This window comes from Peredibacter starrii, from assembly GCF_034259205.1.
Lineage (GTDB): Bacteria > Bdellovibrionota > Bacteriovoracia > Bacteriovoracales > Bacteriovoracaceae > Peredibacter > Peredibacter starrii.
The window spans coordinates 715,340-732,984 of record NZ_CP139487.1 but is presented as its reverse complement, the minus strand read 5'-3'; the positions used below and the strand labels follow the sequence as shown (position 1 = coordinate 732,984).

17 protein-coding genes and 2 pseudogenes are annotated in these 17,645 nt (G+C 37.1%); 2 read left to right on the top strand and 17 right to left on the bottom strand.

Annotation, left to right across the window (positions count from 1 at the left end):
* Positions 1–42: 42 nt before the first annotated feature.
* Genes SOO65_RS03680 through SOO65_RS03630 form a run of 11 tightly spaced genes read right to left on the bottom strand, consistent with a single transcriptional unit; the run spans position 43 to position 10,805 of the window.
* A complete protein-coding gene (locus SOO65_RS03680; RefSeq protein ID WP_321397107.1) occupies positions 43–1,047 on the bottom strand; it encodes a class I SAM-dependent methyltransferase in 1,005 nt (334 codons plus the stop codon).
* Positions 1,047–2,252, bottom strand: a complete 1,206-nt coding sequence (locus SOO65_RS03675; protein WP_321397103.1) for an N-acetyl sugar amidotransferase — start codon at positions 2,250–2,252, stop codon at positions 1,047–1,049. Before SOO65_RS03675 ends, SOO65_RS03680 begins: the two co-directional genes overlap by 1 nt.
* 20 nt (positions 2,253–2,272) lie before the next feature.
* Positions 2,273–3,094 carry an imidazole glycerol phosphate synthase subunit HisF gene (hisF, locus tag SOO65_RS03670; protein WP_321397099.1) on the bottom strand — a complete coding sequence of 274 codons (822 nt, stop codon included), beginning with the start codon at positions 3,092–3,094 and terminating at the stop codon, positions 2,273–2,275.
* Positions 3,088–3,708: an imidazole glycerol phosphate synthase subunit HisH gene (gene hisH / locus SOO65_RS03665; protein WP_321397096.1), complete on the bottom strand. Its 621-nt coding sequence runs from the start codon at positions 3,706–3,708 to the stop codon at positions 3,088–3,090. Before hisH ends, hisF begins: the two co-directional genes overlap by 7 nt.
* Positions 3,705–4,709 (bottom strand): glycosyltransferase, encoded by a 1,005-nt coding sequence (locus tag SOO65_RS03660; RefSeq protein ID WP_321397093.1) that lies wholly within the window; start codon positions 4,707–4,709, stop codon positions 3,705–3,707. The genes hisH and SOO65_RS03660 overlap by 4 nt, the downstream gene beginning before the upstream one ends.
* 6 nt (positions 4,710–4,715) lie before the next feature.
* On the bottom strand, positions 4,716–5,714 hold the full coding sequence (locus tag SOO65_RS03655) for an N-acetylneuraminate synthase family protein (protein ID WP_321397090.1): 999 nt from the start codon (positions 5,712–5,714) through the stop codon (positions 4,716–4,718).
* A gap of 5 nt (positions 5,715–5,719) precedes the next feature.
* Positions 5,720–6,796, bottom strand: a complete 1,077-nt coding sequence (locus tag SOO65_RS03650) for a polysaccharide pyruvyl transferase family protein (protein ID WP_321397087.1) — start codon at positions 6,794–6,796, stop codon at positions 5,720–5,722.
* Positions 6,774–7,946 carry a hypothetical protein gene (locus SOO65_RS03645; RefSeq protein ID WP_321397084.1) on the bottom strand — a complete coding sequence of 391 codons (1,173 nt, stop codon included), beginning with the start codon at positions 7,944–7,946 and terminating at the stop codon, positions 6,774–6,776. The genes SOO65_RS03650 and SOO65_RS03645 overlap by 23 nt, the downstream gene beginning before the upstream one ends.
* 7 nt (positions 7,947–7,953) lie before the next feature.
* Positions 7,954–8,634, bottom strand: a complete 681-nt coding sequence (locus SOO65_RS03640) for a cytidylyltransferase domain-containing protein (protein ID WP_321397081.1) — start codon at positions 8,632–8,634, stop codon at positions 7,954–7,956.
* Entirely contained in the window at positions 8,631–9,926 is a 1,296-nt protein-coding gene (locus SOO65_RS03635; RefSeq protein WP_321397079.1) for an ABC transporter ATP-binding protein, read from the bottom strand. The genes SOO65_RS03640 and SOO65_RS03635 overlap by 4 nt, the downstream gene beginning before the upstream one ends.
* 33 nt (positions 9,927–9,959) lie before the next feature.
* Positions 9,960–10,805: an ABC transporter permease gene (locus SOO65_RS03630; protein ID WP_321397076.1), complete on the bottom strand. Its 846-nt coding sequence runs from the start codon at positions 10,803–10,805 to the stop codon at positions 9,960–9,962.
* 75 nt (positions 10,806–10,880) lie between these two features.
* On the opposite strand from SOO65_RS03630, the pseudogene gmd reads away from it, so the two are divergent.
* Positions 10,881–11,945 (top strand): annotated as a pseudogene (gene gmd, locus SOO65_RS03620) (GDP-mannose 4,6-dehydratase).
* Positions 11,938–12,867 (top strand): annotated as a pseudogene (locus tag SOO65_RS03615) (GDP-L-fucose synthase family protein). Before gmd ends, SOO65_RS03615 begins: the two co-directional pseudogenes overlap by 8 nt.
* Here SOO65_RS03615 and SOO65_RS03610 read toward each other — a convergent pair.
* Genes SOO65_RS03610 through rfbB form a run of 6 tightly spaced genes read right to left on the bottom strand, consistent with a single transcriptional unit; the run spans position 12,864 to position 17,611 of the window.
* A complete protein-coding gene (locus SOO65_RS03610; RefSeq protein WP_321397074.1) occupies positions 12,864–13,754 on the bottom strand; it encodes a glycosyltransferase in 891 nt (296 codons plus the stop codon). The pseudogene SOO65_RS03615 and the gene SOO65_RS03610 sit on opposite strands and share 4 nt — an antisense overlap.
* A 6-nt stretch (positions 13,755–13,760) precedes the next feature.
* Complete coding sequence (locus SOO65_RS03605; RefSeq protein ID WP_321397070.1) at positions 13,761–14,864, bottom strand: DegT/DnrJ/EryC1/StrS family aminotransferase; 1,104 nt, start codon at positions 14,862–14,864, stop codon at positions 13,761–13,763.
* On the bottom strand, positions 14,861–15,325 hold the full coding sequence (locus SOO65_RS03600; protein WP_321397067.1) for an acyltransferase: 465 nt from the start codon (positions 15,323–15,325) through the stop codon (positions 14,861–14,863). The genes SOO65_RS03605 and SOO65_RS03600 overlap by 4 nt, the downstream gene beginning before the upstream one ends.
* A complete protein-coding gene (locus SOO65_RS03595) occupies positions 15,322–15,720 on the bottom strand; it encodes a sugar 3,4-ketoisomerase (protein ID WP_321397061.1) in 399 nt (132 codons plus the stop codon). Before SOO65_RS03595 ends, SOO65_RS03600 begins: the two co-directional genes overlap by 4 nt.
* Positions 15,720–16,592, bottom strand: coding sequence for a glucose-1-phosphate thymidylyltransferase RfbA (rfbA, locus tag SOO65_RS03590; RefSeq protein WP_321397058.1), 873 nt, complete (start codon positions 16,590–16,592; stop codon positions 15,720–15,722). The genes SOO65_RS03595 and rfbA overlap by 1 nt, the downstream gene beginning before the upstream one ends.
* Complete coding sequence (gene rfbB / locus SOO65_RS03585) at positions 16,592–17,611, bottom strand: dTDP-glucose 4,6-dehydratase (protein ID WP_321397054.1); 1,020 nt, start codon at positions 17,609–17,611, stop codon at positions 16,592–16,594. Before rfbB ends, rfbA begins: the two co-directional genes overlap by 1 nt.
* Between the last annotated feature and the right edge of the window lie 34 nt (positions 17,612–17,645).

Sequence of the window (17,645 nt, the reverse complement as noted above, 5' to 3'; positions counted from 1 at the left end):
ATTTACTCTGGGTCAAAAACCTCTGATAGTACCACTCCGCGTTCATAGCTTCTTACATACAATCCACATATGGGAAGAAAGCCCAGCCTCACGAATAAATGACTGTAAAGTCTCCAGTGACTTTTGTTCGCTATTCTGAATTATGAACTTTAAAAAACCACCAAATCGCTCGTCACGAATTGTTGGTTCCATTTCTTTGTAGATATTCTTCATTAAATCGACATCTAAAAGACCAGGTGTTTCAACTTCAAGAACTTCAAATCCGTTTTTCTTTACCAGCAATGAAAGAGAATCAGGATTAAAGTAATTAAGATGCTCGTGATCTACTTCTCTTGCATAAGATTTAATCTCTAGCATGCTGAGACTTCTGCTATTTGGACAGGAGCACACAAAAATGCCACCAGGTCTTAAAAAATTTGAAACTTTTTCAACAAACGCTATTGGATTAGCAAGATGTTCGATCACCTCGAAGCATGCCAAAAGATCTACACTATTGGATTCAATCGTGAGTTCTTCGATCGTTTCCTCGTGAGTAACTAAATTCTTAGCTCGGCATTTCTTAGCAAGCTCTGGAGTTGGTTCCACTGCAATTATTTCTTTGAAAACACCATGATCCCTTATGGCTTCACAAAATGTTCCATAGGCAGCTCCTACCTCTAAAAACCGACCAGTCAAACTCCCATTATATTTTTTCCAAAAGTTTATTACCTTTTCTGCCCGAGGTTTAAATATTCTTTCTTTACGGATGCTGTCAGAAGCAGGAAAAATATGCTTTGCCCAGAATTCATAGTTTTTTGATTGACGGTAAAATTCCCCTAAAAGAATCTCTCCCGGTCTTGGATTCATAAAGACAGTTTTACAATCGTTACATTGATCATACTTAAAACTATTTTTCTCATCCCAAAAGTTATGATGTAGGCTATTACAGCAAGGACAATTGGAAACCTCGAATTCGTTCATTCGATTTTTCATAAAATCAATATCATGCTGAAGAGCTGGCTCCTTTAGCTTCATTAAGTCTTTAGGCCTAATATCATTCTCTTTCATTAAATAACCTTATATTTAGAATATTTTTCTTTTGGTATGCGAACTTTTCCATAGGAAGAAACAGTCCCATCCACATTTCTCTTCATCCATTGATTATTTTCAATCCACCAGACTCTTGGATCACGAAAACTGTCACATATGTCATCAAATTCTTTCTCTGTCATTCCAACATAATCCAACCATCTCGCAAGATCCCGAGTAGGCTTTACATGATCATATTGAAGAACTTTTTGTACGCCTTCTACACGTGACAAATACCCAGAACGGATATCTTTCGAAGCATGATCAGTTCCACGGCCATAGCCAAATTTGATAAACTTTAAATAATCATGAATGCCATTTTCATGCATATCATCTAAATTAGACATCGTTCGATATGTCCTCTCAAACGGCTTTTCAGCAAATTCGAAACCATATTTCTCTTTTACAAAATGGGCATGTTCATTTGGATCCCATTTGAAAAAATTCCCAATATAGATACCTTTTGTTTCGGTTTTTTCAAATTCTTCATCTGAAGGCATAACTAACCATGCAAGGTCTTTCTCAGTTAATCCTTCCTCATTATTAATCATATCCTTAATTGTGAAGCCTCTCATATCATGCTCAAAAACGGTTCTTTTGTTATATTGAACATAGTCATAAGAAGAGAACATTCCAGAAATTGACCAGGTGATTTCACCCCAAATAACTAGTGGAATATTGAATTTCACTGCGACATGCATCGGATAAGTCTTAATCCCTGCATGGCAATGCCAGTTCATATCACCCATCATACGCATACCTAATCGATTGAGTTTTTTTAAATTCTCTATACTAGGACCAAACACCAGGTGATCAACACCCAGTGCTGTACGCATGCGATCTAGATTCCTTTGACCTTCTGGCAAGTAATTATTTCCATGATATGTAACTAACAGTGGCTTAAGCCCCCACTCCAAAGCTTTGTGAACTTGAAAATAACTATCTTTTCCTCCGCTGACAGGAATAACACAATCATAGTTAGAGGTAGATTTCGCTTTTGCCCAACTAACTAGATCTGCGAACTTCTTTTCTCTATTGGGCCAAAAATCAACATTTAAATCCTCAAACTCTTCTTGGAGTCGACAAGCACTACATATACCTTCATCATCCAAAACAAGATTTACTGAAATTTCAGGATAAACACATTTTTTACAATAATTGATAGTTTGAGGGTCACGCTTCATAATGTTCATTTTGATTCTCTCTATAAATTCGAACTTAAGTGAGAAAGCTTTAAGGGCTTTCGAACATTAAATCCTTTATCAAATAAATATTTTTTAAGATTATACACACTATTTTCGGAGTGCTGAAAAATGTTGGCAGCAGCTACTGCGCTTGCTTTTGTTTGAAGAAGTACTTCTTCGAAATGTGACCATTCACCTGCTCCACCAATCGCAATTACGGGAATTTTTACATTACTTGCAACTTGTTCGATTAACTCGAGATCAAAGCCTGATGCGGTTCCATCACGGTCGACGGAATTAAGTAGAATTTCCCCTGCGCCTAGTGCTTCTACTTCTTGTGCCCATTTTACAGGACATTTGTCCTGTAACTCTTTGCCACCTTTAAGAATGCAATAGCGGCCATCTGTATTTTTTTTAGCATCGACACTTACAACTACGCATTGAGACCCAAACAGCTTTGATGCTTCACTTATTAAAGACGGATTTTCAACAGCTGCAGTATTAAGTGTTATTTTATCTACGCCTAGAGACAGACGGAATCTAATATCTTCTATATTTCTAATCCCTCCACCAAAGGTTAAAGGCATAAGACAACTTTTAGAAACGAGTTCGATGACATCAGATATTCCCGAAAGTTCAGGATAATTTAAATCTTCACGCCCAAATGAATAGCTTCCTCCAGGTGATATATCCAAATAAATTAGCTCGTCACATGCCCAGCTACTTAAACGTTTTACAACGGCAGAGGGAACACCAAGCACTTGGAATCGTTTAAACAGTCGACTCTGAACGATGGCCCCATTACGCAAAAGGACAACCGGAATTATTCTCTTCTTTAGCATTTTAGTTCCGTGAAGTTTTCTAAAAGTTTTAATCCATAAAACTGACTTTTTTCCGGGTGAAATTGAACTCCATGTATATTATTTTTGGAAACGATTGACGTGAACCGTTGTGAATATACTGATTCAGCAATCACGCAAGCTGAGTCTTTAATTTTCATAAAGTAGCTATGAACAAAATAAAATGATGCGTCTTGATCAAAATTCTTTGTTAGTGGAGAAGCTTCGAGACCATTAACAATCGAATTCCAACCGATATGAGGCAAAGGATATTCAGCAACATCTAGTTTATGTACTTCACTATCAATCCAACCTAAACCTTCATGTTCTCCGTGTTCAAATCCTTTTTTGGAAAGGATTTGCATGCCTACACAAATACCAAGAAACGGCTTTCCTTTTTTTAGAACTTCCTCTGACAGAGCCTCCACAATTCCCATTTTATTTAATTGAGACATGGCAGCACTATAAGCCCCTACACCTGGGAGAACAATATGGCTACAATTAAGCAATTGTTCAGAGCTACTTACCTTATGAAGTTTCACATCTAATTTGCTTAAGGCATTCCAGACTGAACCAAAGTTACCGCTACCGTAATCAATGACGCCAATTTCTTTCATCTTGATTCCTTAACAAAATCATTAATAAGATTGAAGATTCGCTCTTTGCCATGACCATCGATACATACTGATGAAGCATGCATATTAAGAAGTTTTGAACGATCTTTAAAAATTCCATCAATTACTTCAACAAGGGACTTCGGGTAGCTCTCCGCTGATGCACTAATTGTTAAGCACACTCCTTTCTCGACTAATTCTTCAACCAAATAAGCCTGGGCATCATCTTCAACAATTACCACTGATGGTAAACCAGCATAAGCCGCCTCATAAACTGTGATGCCACCAGGGAATATCCCGAGGGCGCAGTTTTGAAGTACATGCCACATGTGCCTATTAGATCGAACTAGAATCACCTCATGAGTAGTATCCTTGGTCACTTCTTTGACTAACTCATCATAAGAATGGGAGTACCCTTCCCCCAGGAGAACCCAAAAAGTAACAGGTGCTTTGCAATTCTTTAGATTTTTTAAAAGTTTTAAAGTCTTATTATTAGCATCTCCTCCACCCATAGAAATGGCTATAGGGAGAGATAGAGTATTAAGGTTTTCACGGTATCGAGTTTCAGCAATTCTAATGCATTCGTCAGAAATGATAGAATAATCTAAACCCGCATACTTGCGAACATTGCTTAGGCTGGCCAGTGACGGGTGATAAGAAGTTCGATGAAAAAAGAAATCCACTTCATTTATCTTATTGAACACAGGGGAAAGAAGTACTAATTTCGAATTTTGTTTTAAATTTCGAAATAATTCTTCCCCCACATTCAGCATATCTAAAAAAATGAGATCATAATCTTTCGAAAGCTTGTGATCAGATTCATTCGCAAAAAATGAATACGAAATATTTTCGCCTACAGATAGTCTATCAAAGTTTTGTTCAATCACATGGAAGTCTACTATAATGCCTGGCTTTTTAGATAAAAAACGGGCAAGCGATCTACTTCGAACAAGATGTCCAAGTCCAATCTTTTCAGATGCCTTACATAGAAAAAGTAAATTCACAACATTTTACCTATTCACTAGATTTAGCTCAAAAGCTTGATACTGTTCGATATCAACAGTCGCTTTAGATCCAATTACAAGATCAATATCATCTGCATTCATTTTTCCTTCGGGTCTTACAACTAATACGTCTTCATCTCTAATAATCTCACCTTTCAAGATTTTGCGAGAAGCATAAATTGAACGTCTTGCTCTTCTGCGTGTGTAAGCTTCTTCATCTGTAATTTTAGGTTTTTCCCCAAATAGAGAAAAATTTGCATCATGAAGAGCCATTACGTAGTCCTTCAATTCATTCTCATCCAATGCGTAAGCGTGATCAAAGCCCTTTTGCTCTTTATCCTCTGTGAAATGCTTTTCAAACCACGTAGCCCCTAAAGAAAGAGCAATACATGAAGCAGTACTGTCTCCTGTATGATCAGAAAAACCAATCTCTGTACCGAAGCGGTGCTTAAGTTCAGAGATAAAAGGTAAATTTGTCTGTTTTAACTTCGCCGGATAAACAGAAACACAATGAAGAAGAACGATGTCAGCGTTTCCTTCCTTGCTAATTTCCGTGAGCGTCTTTTCGATGTCTTGTAAGCTAGACATCCCCGTGGACAATACAATTTTCTTTTTCCTCTCAGCGACCTGTCTTAAAAATCTAATATTATTTAGATCACAAGAGGCAATCTTGATATAAGGAGGGTTTAACTTCAAAAGTAAATCTAAGCCTTTTTCATCAAAAACCGAGGCAGCAAAGCTAATTCCACTTGAAAGGCAGTGCTTATTTAAGACTGAGTAATCTTCGTCTTTAAGCATACCCTCTTCGCGAATTTTGATTACGTCTCTAATGTTGTAATGTCCGTACCAGTAATCTCCTGGGAGATATAATCCCCATGGATAAATGATTTGATACTTTACAGAGTCAGCTCCAGCCTTCTGAGCGATATCTGCCAAATTTATCGCTTTCTGAAGATTTCCATTATGGTTTGTTCCAGCTTCAGCAATAATGTGAATCTTTTTCATTGAAACTACCCTCTTCTCTCATGAACAAGTTCTGCAAACTTATTAGTCGAAGTCATAATTGTTTCTCTGAATGCAGGCCAAAGATTTTTGTTAAGATTAGCTTTAATCGTATCTAATTCCTGGATGTTCTTAACTCGATTTTTAAATTCAACGATTGGATCTTGTTTCACATAATTAATGTTCCATTGATCCATGCCAATAGTATCCATCATGCTCATAGCTCTCTCATCATAACTAAATTTGATGGCCGGAACATTGTACGCTAGACATGGTAAAAAAGAATGAAGACGGAACGTAACATTTAGTCTCGTATTTCTGAGCAATGATAAATATGTATACACATCATCAGTATAAACATAACTAACGTTCGTTATCGACGCTGCGAAAGGAATATCTCTGTGATCATGGCATAGCAACTTCACATTCTTATAACCACTCTCTTTAAGAACCTCAATCATCTGAAGCAGGTCATCCCTAAACTTATACTGATAAGACACTGGAATACTCATCAAGCTCGGAGTTCTAATTGAAATAAGGGCATCCGTTTTGTCAGAATTTAAAAGAGGAACAATATGTTGTGGAATCTCATTAATAAAAAGAGTCGGGCAACTTCCTAAAATATTTTCTGGGTGACCAAGATTATCAATATACTGCTTTGTTGATTTATCTCTCGACAAAGAAATCGCAGAATAACTATTCAAAATTGAAATCCTGTCATCTGGCATTGTATCAGTTCTATTTACCAGCTCTAGAGACTTATTATAAATTCGACCTCTAGAAACACTGAAAATCATCATTGGCTTTTCGAGAGCTTTAAGAGCGATTGGATTAACTTCCAATTCGCCATTTTCGTAAAGATTACCGCCACCAACAATTAAACCATCTCCAAACTGATTAACTTCATAAACAGTTTGGGAAGAAATTCCAGATTTTTTATGCGCTTCGTACTTACTAGTTGCAGGCAAAGAAATAATGTTAAAATTTTCTTTAAACGCCTGTCTCACAAAATGACAAACACCTAAATAGATTACATCATTTCCGATGTTAAAACCCTTGGGCCTAATTGAGTATAGATTTATCAAGATTTCCTCCCCTGAAATTCAAAATTTCAGCCATATATTTTGATATTTTAACCGAGCTCTCACTTATGACATGTAGTCCATCATTATAAAATACAACGTCACCTATCTGATCTAGGTGGTCTTTCTCACTTAGATCAAAGTATTCAAAACCATGTCTAAGAGACCAATTTTTAAAATCCTGAAAAAAAACATTGTAAGACGTGTTTTCAAATTCAATCATCCTTGGATCTAAAGGCAGGCGAAGAAATATTAGCCGAACTTCCTTAGACTTAAGTAACAATGAGTACTTTGTCATCTTAGAAAAACTTTTAATATACTTGTCAGACCCAATAGGACAGTACAATTTTGTTTCTTCAATACATCTATTAAGCAATTTATCGTATTCTCGAATTTCAAACTTCTTCTTTGGTGCCTTATGAATAACTTCACGATAATTAGTTTTTTTATGAACTCTCCATTCATAAGAAAACAATGTCCTAAAGGGTGAATATCTCCCACAAGATATAACTCCATCTTTAAATGCATAAAAAACTTTACTGCTTAAGCGGTTTACTATTGGAGTAAACATTTTGGGCACAAAAAAAGATGGCAAAAATGCAGAGGCTACATCAGAAAATCCATGCAAAAGAAGCTTCTTTTTCCCATACGGAGCTGCAAGACGCCTTAATCGTTCCATCTGAACATCATCGTACATAGAATAGCGAGTGCTTATATCAACGACTAAGATTTTAGGTGCTATTTCTTTTTCCACAGCAAGTCTCAATAAATTAGGGAAATTTATTGAATAAAAACAAAAGTTAAAACAACTTCTCCCAGTCAGTGAGGCTACAACTGATGGATTAATAGCGTCCATTACATGGGAATTACCAAGAAACACGATATCTGAATTTATTTTTTCATTAGTAACCCATCTCGATATTGAGTCATCTTCTATATAACAAGCATAATCCCCTAAGAAGTTTGTCTCAGGTCTTATTACGAATAATCTAAATAAAATATCTCGCAAAAGAATATAGCCGATAGTCCCCACAAGAAAACATGAAGGTACTAAAACAAGAGAAACAAAGAATGCAATTACGATGTCATAATTCGCAACAACGAATGACAATAGTTCTCTCGGATATACAAATGCTTCTTTAATTCTCATCATTCATTGCTCACTTATTATGTTTTTTGAAGATATTGAGAATTTGATCGTAGGATAAATCAAACAATGATGGGTATAACTTTAGAAGTTTATTTATCTTTTCTAGGTCACTTCTCTCATCTACAACCAATGAAACATTACTAAGATTTTCCTCCTCAAAAACAATATTGTGATACTTGAACTGACTTATTTCTGAATAAAAGAACGAAGTTATGTGTTCTCTTTCGAGATCTTTGAATTTTGGAGCATTATTTAAAAATGTATTCGCCTTTAGAATCTCTACGCTCATCCCATAGGGAAATGATCTTTTTGGATGAATGTTCGTAATGATGTCCATCTCTTGAGTACTAATAATTTCAAATCCACGATCCAATAGCTCCCCATCTACGAAAGGAGAGTCCCCATTCACTCTGGCGAAATAATTACATGCAGTTGATTCTAGAAATTTTATAGTCCTTGATGCAACATCTTCTAAGCTACCTCGAAATACGTCGACCCCAATATCTTTTGCTAAATCACAAATAGGAAGATCACTATCTTCATATGAAGTTGCGATAATCGGTTTAAAATATTTACTTTTTTGAACTCTCTCAATACATCTCTGGAGGAGAGGTTTCCCTCCAATATCGATCAAAGCTTTACCGGGAAGTCGCGATGAATTCATGCGACTATAGATAATTGCGTAATTCAAGATAGCAACTCCCATTTATTATCAACCCACACACCGCCAGAGTGTGCATAGTCTGAAAAGTTAACTTCTTTTAGACTTGAATTTGGTCTTACATTGAAAACCAATACATCCTCAATAAAATCATCTGATGAATGTGCTTTGTAACATCTCATCCAAGCGCTAATTGAATAAGTGCCTGGATAAAGTTTTAGATTAGGAACTCTTATTAAAACCTCGTGATACCCCTCTTTTATTTCTCCAAAGTCATGCTTCCAGTGAGAAACTAAGTGATGCAATCTGGCCCGTTTGGGATTGTTGATACAAATCCCAATTTCCGGGTTGTTAAAATTTCTGTTTAATTTGAATCCGACCTTGAAAATCATTTCATCCTGAAAGAAAAAATTGTCCTGCAATTCATTTTTCGAATTTAGACTCTCGACAAAAAGCAATTCTCCAAATTTACGATCGCCATATCTTTCAAATGTAGAAGTATTAAATTCAGCACGACATTTCTTTAATTCTTTCTTATCAAGGTACTTATCTATTCCTTCAGTAGCGTTGCCATCAAACTGGAGCATCCCCTTATCCAAGCAGATAACTCTCGATGCCATTTTTTCAATTGCATCCATACTATGACTTACCAAAAGAATAGTGCGACTGTTTTCTTTTGAGATTTTTTCCATTTTCCCAAAGCATTTCTTTTGAAATTCAGCATCTCCAACTGCCAGTACTTCATCCACAATTAAAATTTCTGGTTCTAGGTGAGCTGCAACTGCGAACCCAAGTCGCACCTTCATACCGCTGGAATAACGCTTTACTGGGGTATCGAGATAGCGTTCAACTCCGGCAAAATCTATAATTTCATCCAAGCGTTTGTTTATTTCCCATTTTCGCATCCCTAGAATCGCGCCATTGATATAGATATTTTCTCTTCCCGTGAGATCTGGATGAAAACCTGTTCCTACTTCTAAAAGTGATCCCACTCTACCTTTCATGCTTACAGAACCAGTTGTTGGTCTTGTGATTTGAGAAAGAATTTTTAATAAAGTAGATTTACCAGCACCATTTCGGCCAATAACTCCCAACATTTCGCCGCGTTTAACTTCGAAGTTCATGTTTTGAAGTGCCCAAACGTATTCAGAATCTCCTTTTAGTGTGCGATCATTAGATTCGCCAATTTTTAGATATGGATCTTCCTTCCCTCTTACTTTGGCCCACAGACGATTCAGATCATGAGAAAGTGTTCCTGTACCGACTGTACCCAGTCGATATTGCTTTGATAAATTTTCTACTTTAATTACAACGTCGCTCATCTACTACCTGTTAAAAAAATATTTTTCGCCGATTTAAACGGTGTCCATGAAGTTTTTTTCAACTCTCGAAAAAACAAAAAAGCCCAAGCTAAAAACACCTATAGCAAAAATAAAACTATAAAATACTTCCCCTAAAGAAAAACTCCCATTTCCTAGAAAACCGAATCTCATGCACTCCACCAAAGGGGTAATAGGATTTAACTTTATTAGACTTACATACTTTTCCGGAATCGAAGAAAGTGGATAAATGATTGGAGTGGCATACATCCATAACTGAACAGCAAAATTTAAAAGGAATTGAAGATCTCTATATTTTGTTGTCATAGATGAAAACAGCATACCAAAGCCCATACTAGATATGGCCATAATTAAAACAATGAATGGCAATAATACTGCTACATAGTTTGGATTTACTTGTCCTTGAAGATAGTAATATATCCAAACAACTAGAAAAATTCCCAACTGAACGCCGAAACGAACTAACGTAGAAATAATAATTGATCCAGGAACGATGATTCGAGGAAAATAAACCTTTCCGAAAATATTTTGATTTGAAACGAATGTATTGGATGTTTTATTCAAACACTCTGAAAAATAACTCCAAATTGTGACACCAGCGAGGTAAAAAACAAATGGAGGTATACCATCAGTTGAGAGCCTTGCAATTCTTCCAAACACAAGAGAAAACATAAGTGTAGTAAGCAATGGTTGGATAATAAACCATAGTGGACCAAGAATAGTTTGCTTATAGACCGTAATAACGTCCCTCCGGACGAATAACCATAACAAGTCTCTATAGGTCCATATTTCCTTTAATTTTAAGTTGAACAAACCAGAATGAGATTTAATTTCAATAGTCCAAATATCTTCATTTTTCATAGATAAAGAATCTATCGAATCGTTTACCTTCCTTCAAATGGTGATTTAGTATTCTAGAATGAAAAGCGAGCACTCATTACTGGTATTACAGAACACGCCGGAGCCTATCTCAGTTAACTTTTTCTTTCAAAAGGATATGGAGTACATAGTGTAAAAAGAAGGTCCTCGCTTCTTAATACCGATAGTATAAGCCACTTATATCAAGACCCTAATGAGAAAAGCATAAGATTAAAACTCTTATGGTGATCTTACTGACAAAATAAACTTAATTAGAATCATTTAAGAAGTTCAACCTATTGAAATTTACAACTTTGACACAAAAAGTCATGTCCAGATTTCATTCGAAACACCAGAATACACGGCCAACGTTGATGGAACTGGAGCTCTTCGAATTTTAGAAGCGATTAGAATTTTATGACTGGAATAAAAACTCGCTTTATGGCCTGGTGCAGGAAACTCCACAAAAAGAAACAACTCCATTCTATCCTCGATCACCGTACGCAGTCGCAAAACTCTATGCGTATTGGATTACTGTGAATTACCGAGAGGCATTTGGGATTTTCGCCTGTAACGGAATCCTCTTCAATCATGAATCTCCTATTCGTGGAGAAACTTTTGTAACTCGGAAAATTACGAGCTGCTTCTAAGATTGCTCTAGGGCTTGAAAAAAAATTGTACCTCGGAAACCTAGACGCTAAACGTGATTGGGGTCATGCTCAAGATTATGTTGAAGCAATTTGGCTAATGCTTCAGCAAGAAAATGCTGAAGATTTTGTGATTGCGACAGGCGTGACAACAACGGTTCGTGATTTTGTTAAACTTTCTTTTGCCGAAGCTAAGATTGAACTTGAGTTCCAAGGATCTGGTATAAATGAAAAAGGCTTCGTAAAAAAATGTTCAGGTGAATTTCAATTACCAACTGGTATGGAAGTTGTAGCAGTTGATCCAAAATATTTTAGACATACAGAAGTAGATTTACTTTTGGGAGATCCAACCAAGGCGAAGCAAAAACTTGGATGGAAACCGAAACACAATCTCCAAAGCCTAGTGAAGGATATGATGGCTTCTGACCTCGAATTGTTTAAAAAAGATAAATACTTACTCGATGGTGGCCATAAGGTAATGCAGTATCATGAATAAAACCGATAAAATTCTTGTTCTGGGCGCTCGTGGGATGGTTGGTTCAGCCATCCATAGAAATCTTCTGAAGCAAGGTTTTACGAACGTAAAGGCCATTGGCCGCACTGAGCTTAACCTCTTAAACCAGAATAATGTTGAAACTTTTTTTCAAGATTACCGCCCTGACTACGTGTTTTTGGCCGCAGCAAAAGTTGGAGGCATCCTTGCTAACAACACTTACCGCGCTGATTTTATTTTTGAAAATCTTCAAATTCAGCAAAATGTCTTCAATGCCGCTTTTAAAGTTAAGACGCAAAACCTTCTCTTTTTAGGAAGCTCATGCATCTACCCTAAAAATGCTCCACAACTATTAAAAGAAGAATATCTACTTACTTCTCCTCTCGAACCCACCAATGAGCCTTATGCCATTGCGAAAATCGCAGGCCTTAAAACAGCAGAATCCTTCAGAAAACAATATGGACTTCACTGGATTTCAGTGATGCCAACCAATCTCTATGGAGAACATGATAATTTCGACTTAACGAATTCACATGTCATCCCTGGTCTTATTGCTCGTTTTGATCAGGCCATTAAAAATGGTGATAAGTCATTTTAAATTTGGGGTACTGGTAAACCTCGTCGTGAATTTCTTTATGTAGATGATATGGCCCGAGCATGTATCCATGTAATGAATCAAGGGAATGATACTCCTGACTTCATGAACGTTGGAACTGGTGAAGATATCGAAATTGGTGAGGTTGCTAAGATCATTGGTAAAAAGATGAAGTTCCAAGGTGAACTGTTTTTTGATTCCACAAAACCTGATGGAACAATGAGAAAACTTCTTGATGTTTCAAGGATCAAATCGCTGGGATGGAAACCAGAAATCAGTTTAGATGAAGGTTTAGATCTAACTATTATTAACTTTTACTCCAAAAACTAAGTCTTAAGTTTTAATAATTTTAGCACGAAATTACGAATTCCTTCAGGATTGAATGCCACAATCGATACAATTAATTTTCCAAATGCATTCAATCGCAAATGAACATTAGAGTAATTTTCAAAGAACTTTGAGCCTAATAGAAGGCTGAGTTTAATTGCATAAATGAGAGCGTAGCGAGATCTCGCTTTTTCAACTCGTGAATCATTTTTAAACTCGTCAAAAGCCTGCATGACACCTTTGTAGTACCAGTTGAATTTTTTCTCTAAATTAGGATTACTAATTCTGTAATAAGCAAAAACATTCGGGAGATTAACTATTTTCCCGCCATGATAAAGAACATTCAACCACATATAATAGTCTTCAAAAACGTGATCTTCTTTATACATACCCCAGCGGGTGTAAACACTTCTTCTAATCATACAAGTGGCAGCTGAAACTCGATTAACCATCAACATTTGCTCGAATGAAACAGCTCCAAGGATGCGAGGAGTATTTTTACCAACCTCTTTTCCTTCCATATCGATTTGGATCACACTTCCAGCAATTACATCAACCTCAGGATGTGACCTTAGATACTCAACCTGTTCTTTAAGTCGGTTCAGAGGCAAGATATCATCACTTCCAATAATTAAAACATAGTTTCCAGTTGATTCACGAAGTCCTCGATTGATCGTTTTACAGATTCCTTCATTTTCCTTCGAGATTAAACGAAAACCATGAATTTCAGATAATTGCCGAAGCAATTGAACTGAACCGTCTTTAGATCCATCATCCACAACTACCAACTCAAAATCTTTGAAAGATTGAGCGTAGATAGACTCTATGAGCAAGCTAATATACCGCTCGTGATTGTAGCTCGGGACGATGATACTAACCGCAGGCTTCATGACTGACTAAGCTCTGAAAGAATTGATTCGAGAAATAACAGTTTCCACATCGATCTGACTCATTGTCGGCCCAATTGGTAAGCTCAATACTTCTTCATGGATTTTCTCTGTCAGAGGTAGACTCATAGAATTGAATTCTTTGTAGGCCTGCTGTTTGTGAGGCGGAATGGGATAATGAATAAGAGTTTGAATCCCACTCTCTTTTAAATAAGTCTGTAATTTTTCTCGGTGAGTGGTTCTCACTACAAATAAATGCCAAACATGTTGTTCTTGTCTTACGACATGTGGGACCTGAACCAGAGTATTTTTTAAACCAGCGAGATACTGATTTGCCACTTTTCTTCTTCTCGCTGTCTGATCATCAAGATACTTAAGTTTAACTGACAAAAATGCAGCCTGAATCTCATCGAGACGACTATTTACACCGACAAAATCATTTTTATATTTTTGTTTTGACCCATAATTTCTAAGAGACATAAGAACATCAGCGAGTTGATCGTCATTCGTCGTAATTGCACCGGCATCGCCAAGGGCACCTAGATTTTTCCCTGGGTAGAAACTGAATCCAGAGGCGTCTCCCCAGCTTCCCGCTCTTTTGCCATCAATGCTTGCACCATGAGATTGAGCCGAATCTTCTAAAACTAAAAGATTATGTTCTTTTGCGAATTGGCAGATTTTAGGCATATCAGCTAATTGCCCATAGAGATGAACTGGCAAAATTGCTTTCGTACGGGCAGTTAAATGCTGCTTTAATAATTCAGGATTTAGATTGAATGTTTTTTCTTCTGGCTCGACCAGGACCGGTTTCAGATTATTCTCCGTGATCGCGAGAACACTGGCGATATAGGTATTTGCAGGGACTAGTACCTCATCCCCATCTTTAAGCTTTCCAAGCTCTTTCCAAGCACGAATCGTGAGAATAAGAGCGTCTAATCCATTGGCAACGCCCAAGCAATGCTTTACGCAGCAATATTCAGCGAACTTCTTTTCAAATGAACCAAGTTCATTTCCAGAAATATACCAGCCAGAATCAATGACTCTATTAGCTGCTTCTTTAAGCTCTAGGGCCATTTCGTTATTAACATCCTTTAGACTTAAAAATTCGATCACGATTCTTTCTCCAACATTTTAATAATTTTACCAGGATTTCCGACTACAACAGCATATGGGGGAACATCTTTTGTAACTACTGTTCCTGCTCCAATCATAGCCTTCTCTCCGATTGTAACACCAGGTAGTATTGTAGCATTGGCACCGATAGAGGCACCTTTCTTGACTATCACTCCAGAAAACTTATCCGGGTAAACTTTTGAACGAGGGAACTGATCATTGGTAAAGGTCACGTTCGGACCAATAAAAACATTGTCTTCAATTCGTACGCCGTCCCAAATCTGAACACCATTTTTGATGGTAACGTTATCGCCAATAACGACATCGTTTTCGATGAAGCAGTGAGAGCAAACGTTACAGTTCTCACCAATTTTTGCCCCCTTAAGTACAACCACATATTGCCAAATATTGGTGGTTTCACCAATTGACTCAGACATCACATCACTTAATTGATGAATCATTTTGCAGCCTTAATCTTAAAAACTTCGTAATCTCGAATATAATCAGTTTCATCATAGTGTTCACTTGCTAGAACCATCACCACACAATCTTTTGAAAAATTATGCATTTCACGCCAGATCATGCTTTCTATAAAGAGCGCTTTCGTCGGATCATTTAAAGTTATTTGAATTTTTTCTTTCCCATCATCGAGTAGAAAATCACAGCTCCCACTTACACAAACAACTAGTTGCTTCAGATTCTTATGAGCATGAAATCCTCTCGGCGCTTGAGAATCAAGTTTGCAGAGATAGTACACTCTTTTGATTTCAAAAGGGACATTCTTGAAACTCTCCAAAGAGACCAAAAGTCCACGATTATCACTGATACCCTTTAAATCAACAGAGTAATTTTTCATTATGCCTTACCAAGTAAGCCCAGGAGATATTGGCCATATTCGTTTTTGGAATTCAGCTTGGCCTGCACTAATAGTTGCTCATCATTAAGCCAGCCGTTTCTCCAGCCAATCTCTTCCAAACAAGCAATCTTTAATCCTTGCATATTCTGAATAGTCTCAACGTAGTGGCCAGCTTCAATTAAGCTATCGTGAGTTCCTGTATCAAGCCATGCGAATCCACGGCCTAACAACTCGACCTTTAAAGCATGCTTTTCTAGATAGACATTGTTCACTGTTGTTATTTCTAGCTCGCCTCGAGAAGATGGTTTGATAGATTTAGCAATATTAATCACGCTGTTCTGGTAGAAATACAATCCGGTTGCAGCATAAGAAGATTTAGGACTTTTTGGTTTTTCTTCTACAGATAAAACATCTAGGGTTGAAGGATTGAATTCAACAACTCCAAAACGCTCCGGATCCTTCACCTTATAACCAAAGATAGTACCACCCGTATTGTTTTCAATTGCTCGCTTCAAAATCGGAGTAAATCCTTGTCCGTAGAAGATATTATCTCCTAGGATTAAGCACACACTGTCATTACCGATAAATTTCTCACCAATGATAAAGGCCTGAGCCAAGCCTTCAGGCTTAGGTTGAATTGCATATGATAATTTTAAACCAAATGAAGAACCGTCATGAAGAAGACGCTTAAAAGAATCAGAGTCTTCAGGGGTGGTTATAATCAGTACATCTTTAATCCCCGCCAACATTAAAACTGATAAGGGGTAGTAGATCATAGGTTTGTCATAAATTGGCAAAAGCTGCTTAGAAACGCCTCTCGTAATCGGGTACAATCTTGTACCACTACCACCGGCCAACACAATTCCTTTCATTATCGACCTGCCTTTTTAAGGTACCAATCTACTGTTTTAATGATTCCAGATTCAAAATTCTCATTAGCCCGCCAACCCAAATCATTTTCGATTTTAGTAGCATCAATAGCATATCTTCGATCGTGTCCAGGTCGATCTGCCACAAATGAGATAAGCTCAGAATACGCTATTTGGTTCTTCCGTGGACATCTTTGATCGAGAATTGAACAGATATGTTTTACGATATCAATATTGCATTTCTCGTTTCTTCCACCAATATTATAAGTCTCTCCACTCTTACCTTTATGAAAAACCAGATCAATTCCAGTGCAGTGATCAAGAACATAAAGCCAATCGCGAATGTTTTTCCCGTCTCCATAAACAGGAATTTTTTCTTCCGCTAATGCCTTTCTAATAATCGTTGGAATTAGTTTCTCATTGTGTTGCTTGGGTCCGTAATTATTAGAACAATTAGTGGTTACAACATCCATGCCATATGTATGGAAGTAAGATCTCACTATCAAATCGGAACTTGCTTTAGATGCTGAGTAAGGTGAGTTTGGAGCGTAAGGTGTTGTCTCTAGGAAAAGGCCTGTTTCACCAAGAGTTCCATACACTTCATCGGTCGAAATGTGATGAAATCTAGCGTTCTTATACTGGTCTTTAAACTTAAAAGGGCCGTCCATCCAAGTTTTTCTTGCAACATCCAAAAGCGTAAAAGTACCCACTACATTGGTGCGAATGAATTCACCTGGTCCAGTAATGGAGTTATCAACATGGGATTCAGCGGCGAAATGAATCACCCCTTGAACATCATACTCACTAAAAATCTTCTCTAATAATTCGCGGTCACAGATATCGCCTTGAATAAAGACGTAACCAGGATGCTCTTTGATCTCATCTAGATGAGACAGATCCCCTGCATAGGTTAATTTATCGAGATTGATTACATTATGCTGGGGATACTTCTCGAGGAAGTATGGAACAAAATTGGAGCCAATAAAACCTGCTCCCCCGGTAATGAGAATGGTGCTTTTCATGAATAATTAATAGCATTTAAACGATTCTTTGATA

Bases quoted from the DNA above. Each gene is read 5' to 3' on its own strand.
- SOO65_RS03680 (WP_321397107.1), bottom strand. From the start codon at position 1,047: ATGAAAGAGAATGATATTAGGCCTAAAGACTTAATGAAGCTAAAGGAG.
- SOO65_RS03635 (WP_321397079.1), bottom strand. From the start codon at position 9,926: ATGAGCGACGTTGTAATTAAAGTAGAAAATTTATCAAAGCAATATCGA.
- SOO65_RS03655 (WP_321397090.1), bottom strand. From the start codon at position 5,714: ATGAAAAAGATTCACATTATTGCTGAAGCTGGAACAAACCATAATGGA.
- SOO65_RS03600 (WP_321397067.1), bottom strand. From the start codon at position 15,325: ATGATTCATCAATTAAGTGATGTGATGTCTGAGTCAATTGGTGAAACC.
- SOO65_RS03610 (WP_321397074.1), bottom strand. From the start codon at position 13,754: ATGAAGCCTGCGGTTAGTATCATCGTCCCGAGCTACAATCACGAGCGG.
- SOO65_RS03645 (WP_321397084.1), bottom strand. From the start codon at position 7,946: ATGATGAGAATTAAAGAAGCATTTGTATATCCGAGAGAACTATTGTCA.
- hisH (WP_321397096.1), bottom strand. From the start codon at position 3,708: ATGAAAGAAATTGGCGTCATTGATTACGGTAGCGGTAACTTTGGTTCA.
- rfbB (WP_321397054.1), bottom strand. From the start codon at position 17,611: ATGAAAAGCACCATTCTCATTACCGGGGGAGCAGGTTTTATTGGCTCC.
- SOO65_RS03630 (WP_321397076.1), bottom strand. From the start codon at position 10,805: ATGAAAAATGAAGATATTTGGACTATTGAAATTAAATCTCATTCTGGT.
- rfbA (WP_321397058.1), bottom strand. From the start codon at position 16,592: ATGAAAGGAATTGTGTTGGCCGGTGGTAGTGGTACAAGATTGTACCCG.
- hisF (WP_321397099.1), bottom strand. From the start codon at position 3,094: ATGCTAAAGAAGAGAATAATTCCGGTTGTCCTTTTGCGTAATGGGGCC.
- SOO65_RS03595 (WP_321397061.1), bottom strand. From the start codon at position 15,720: ATGAAAAATTACTCTGTTGATTTAAAGGGTATCAGTGATAATCGTGGA.
- SOO65_RS03675 (WP_321397103.1), bottom strand. From the start codon at position 2,252: ATGAAGCGTGACCCTCAAACTATCAATTATTGTAAAAAATGTGTTTAT.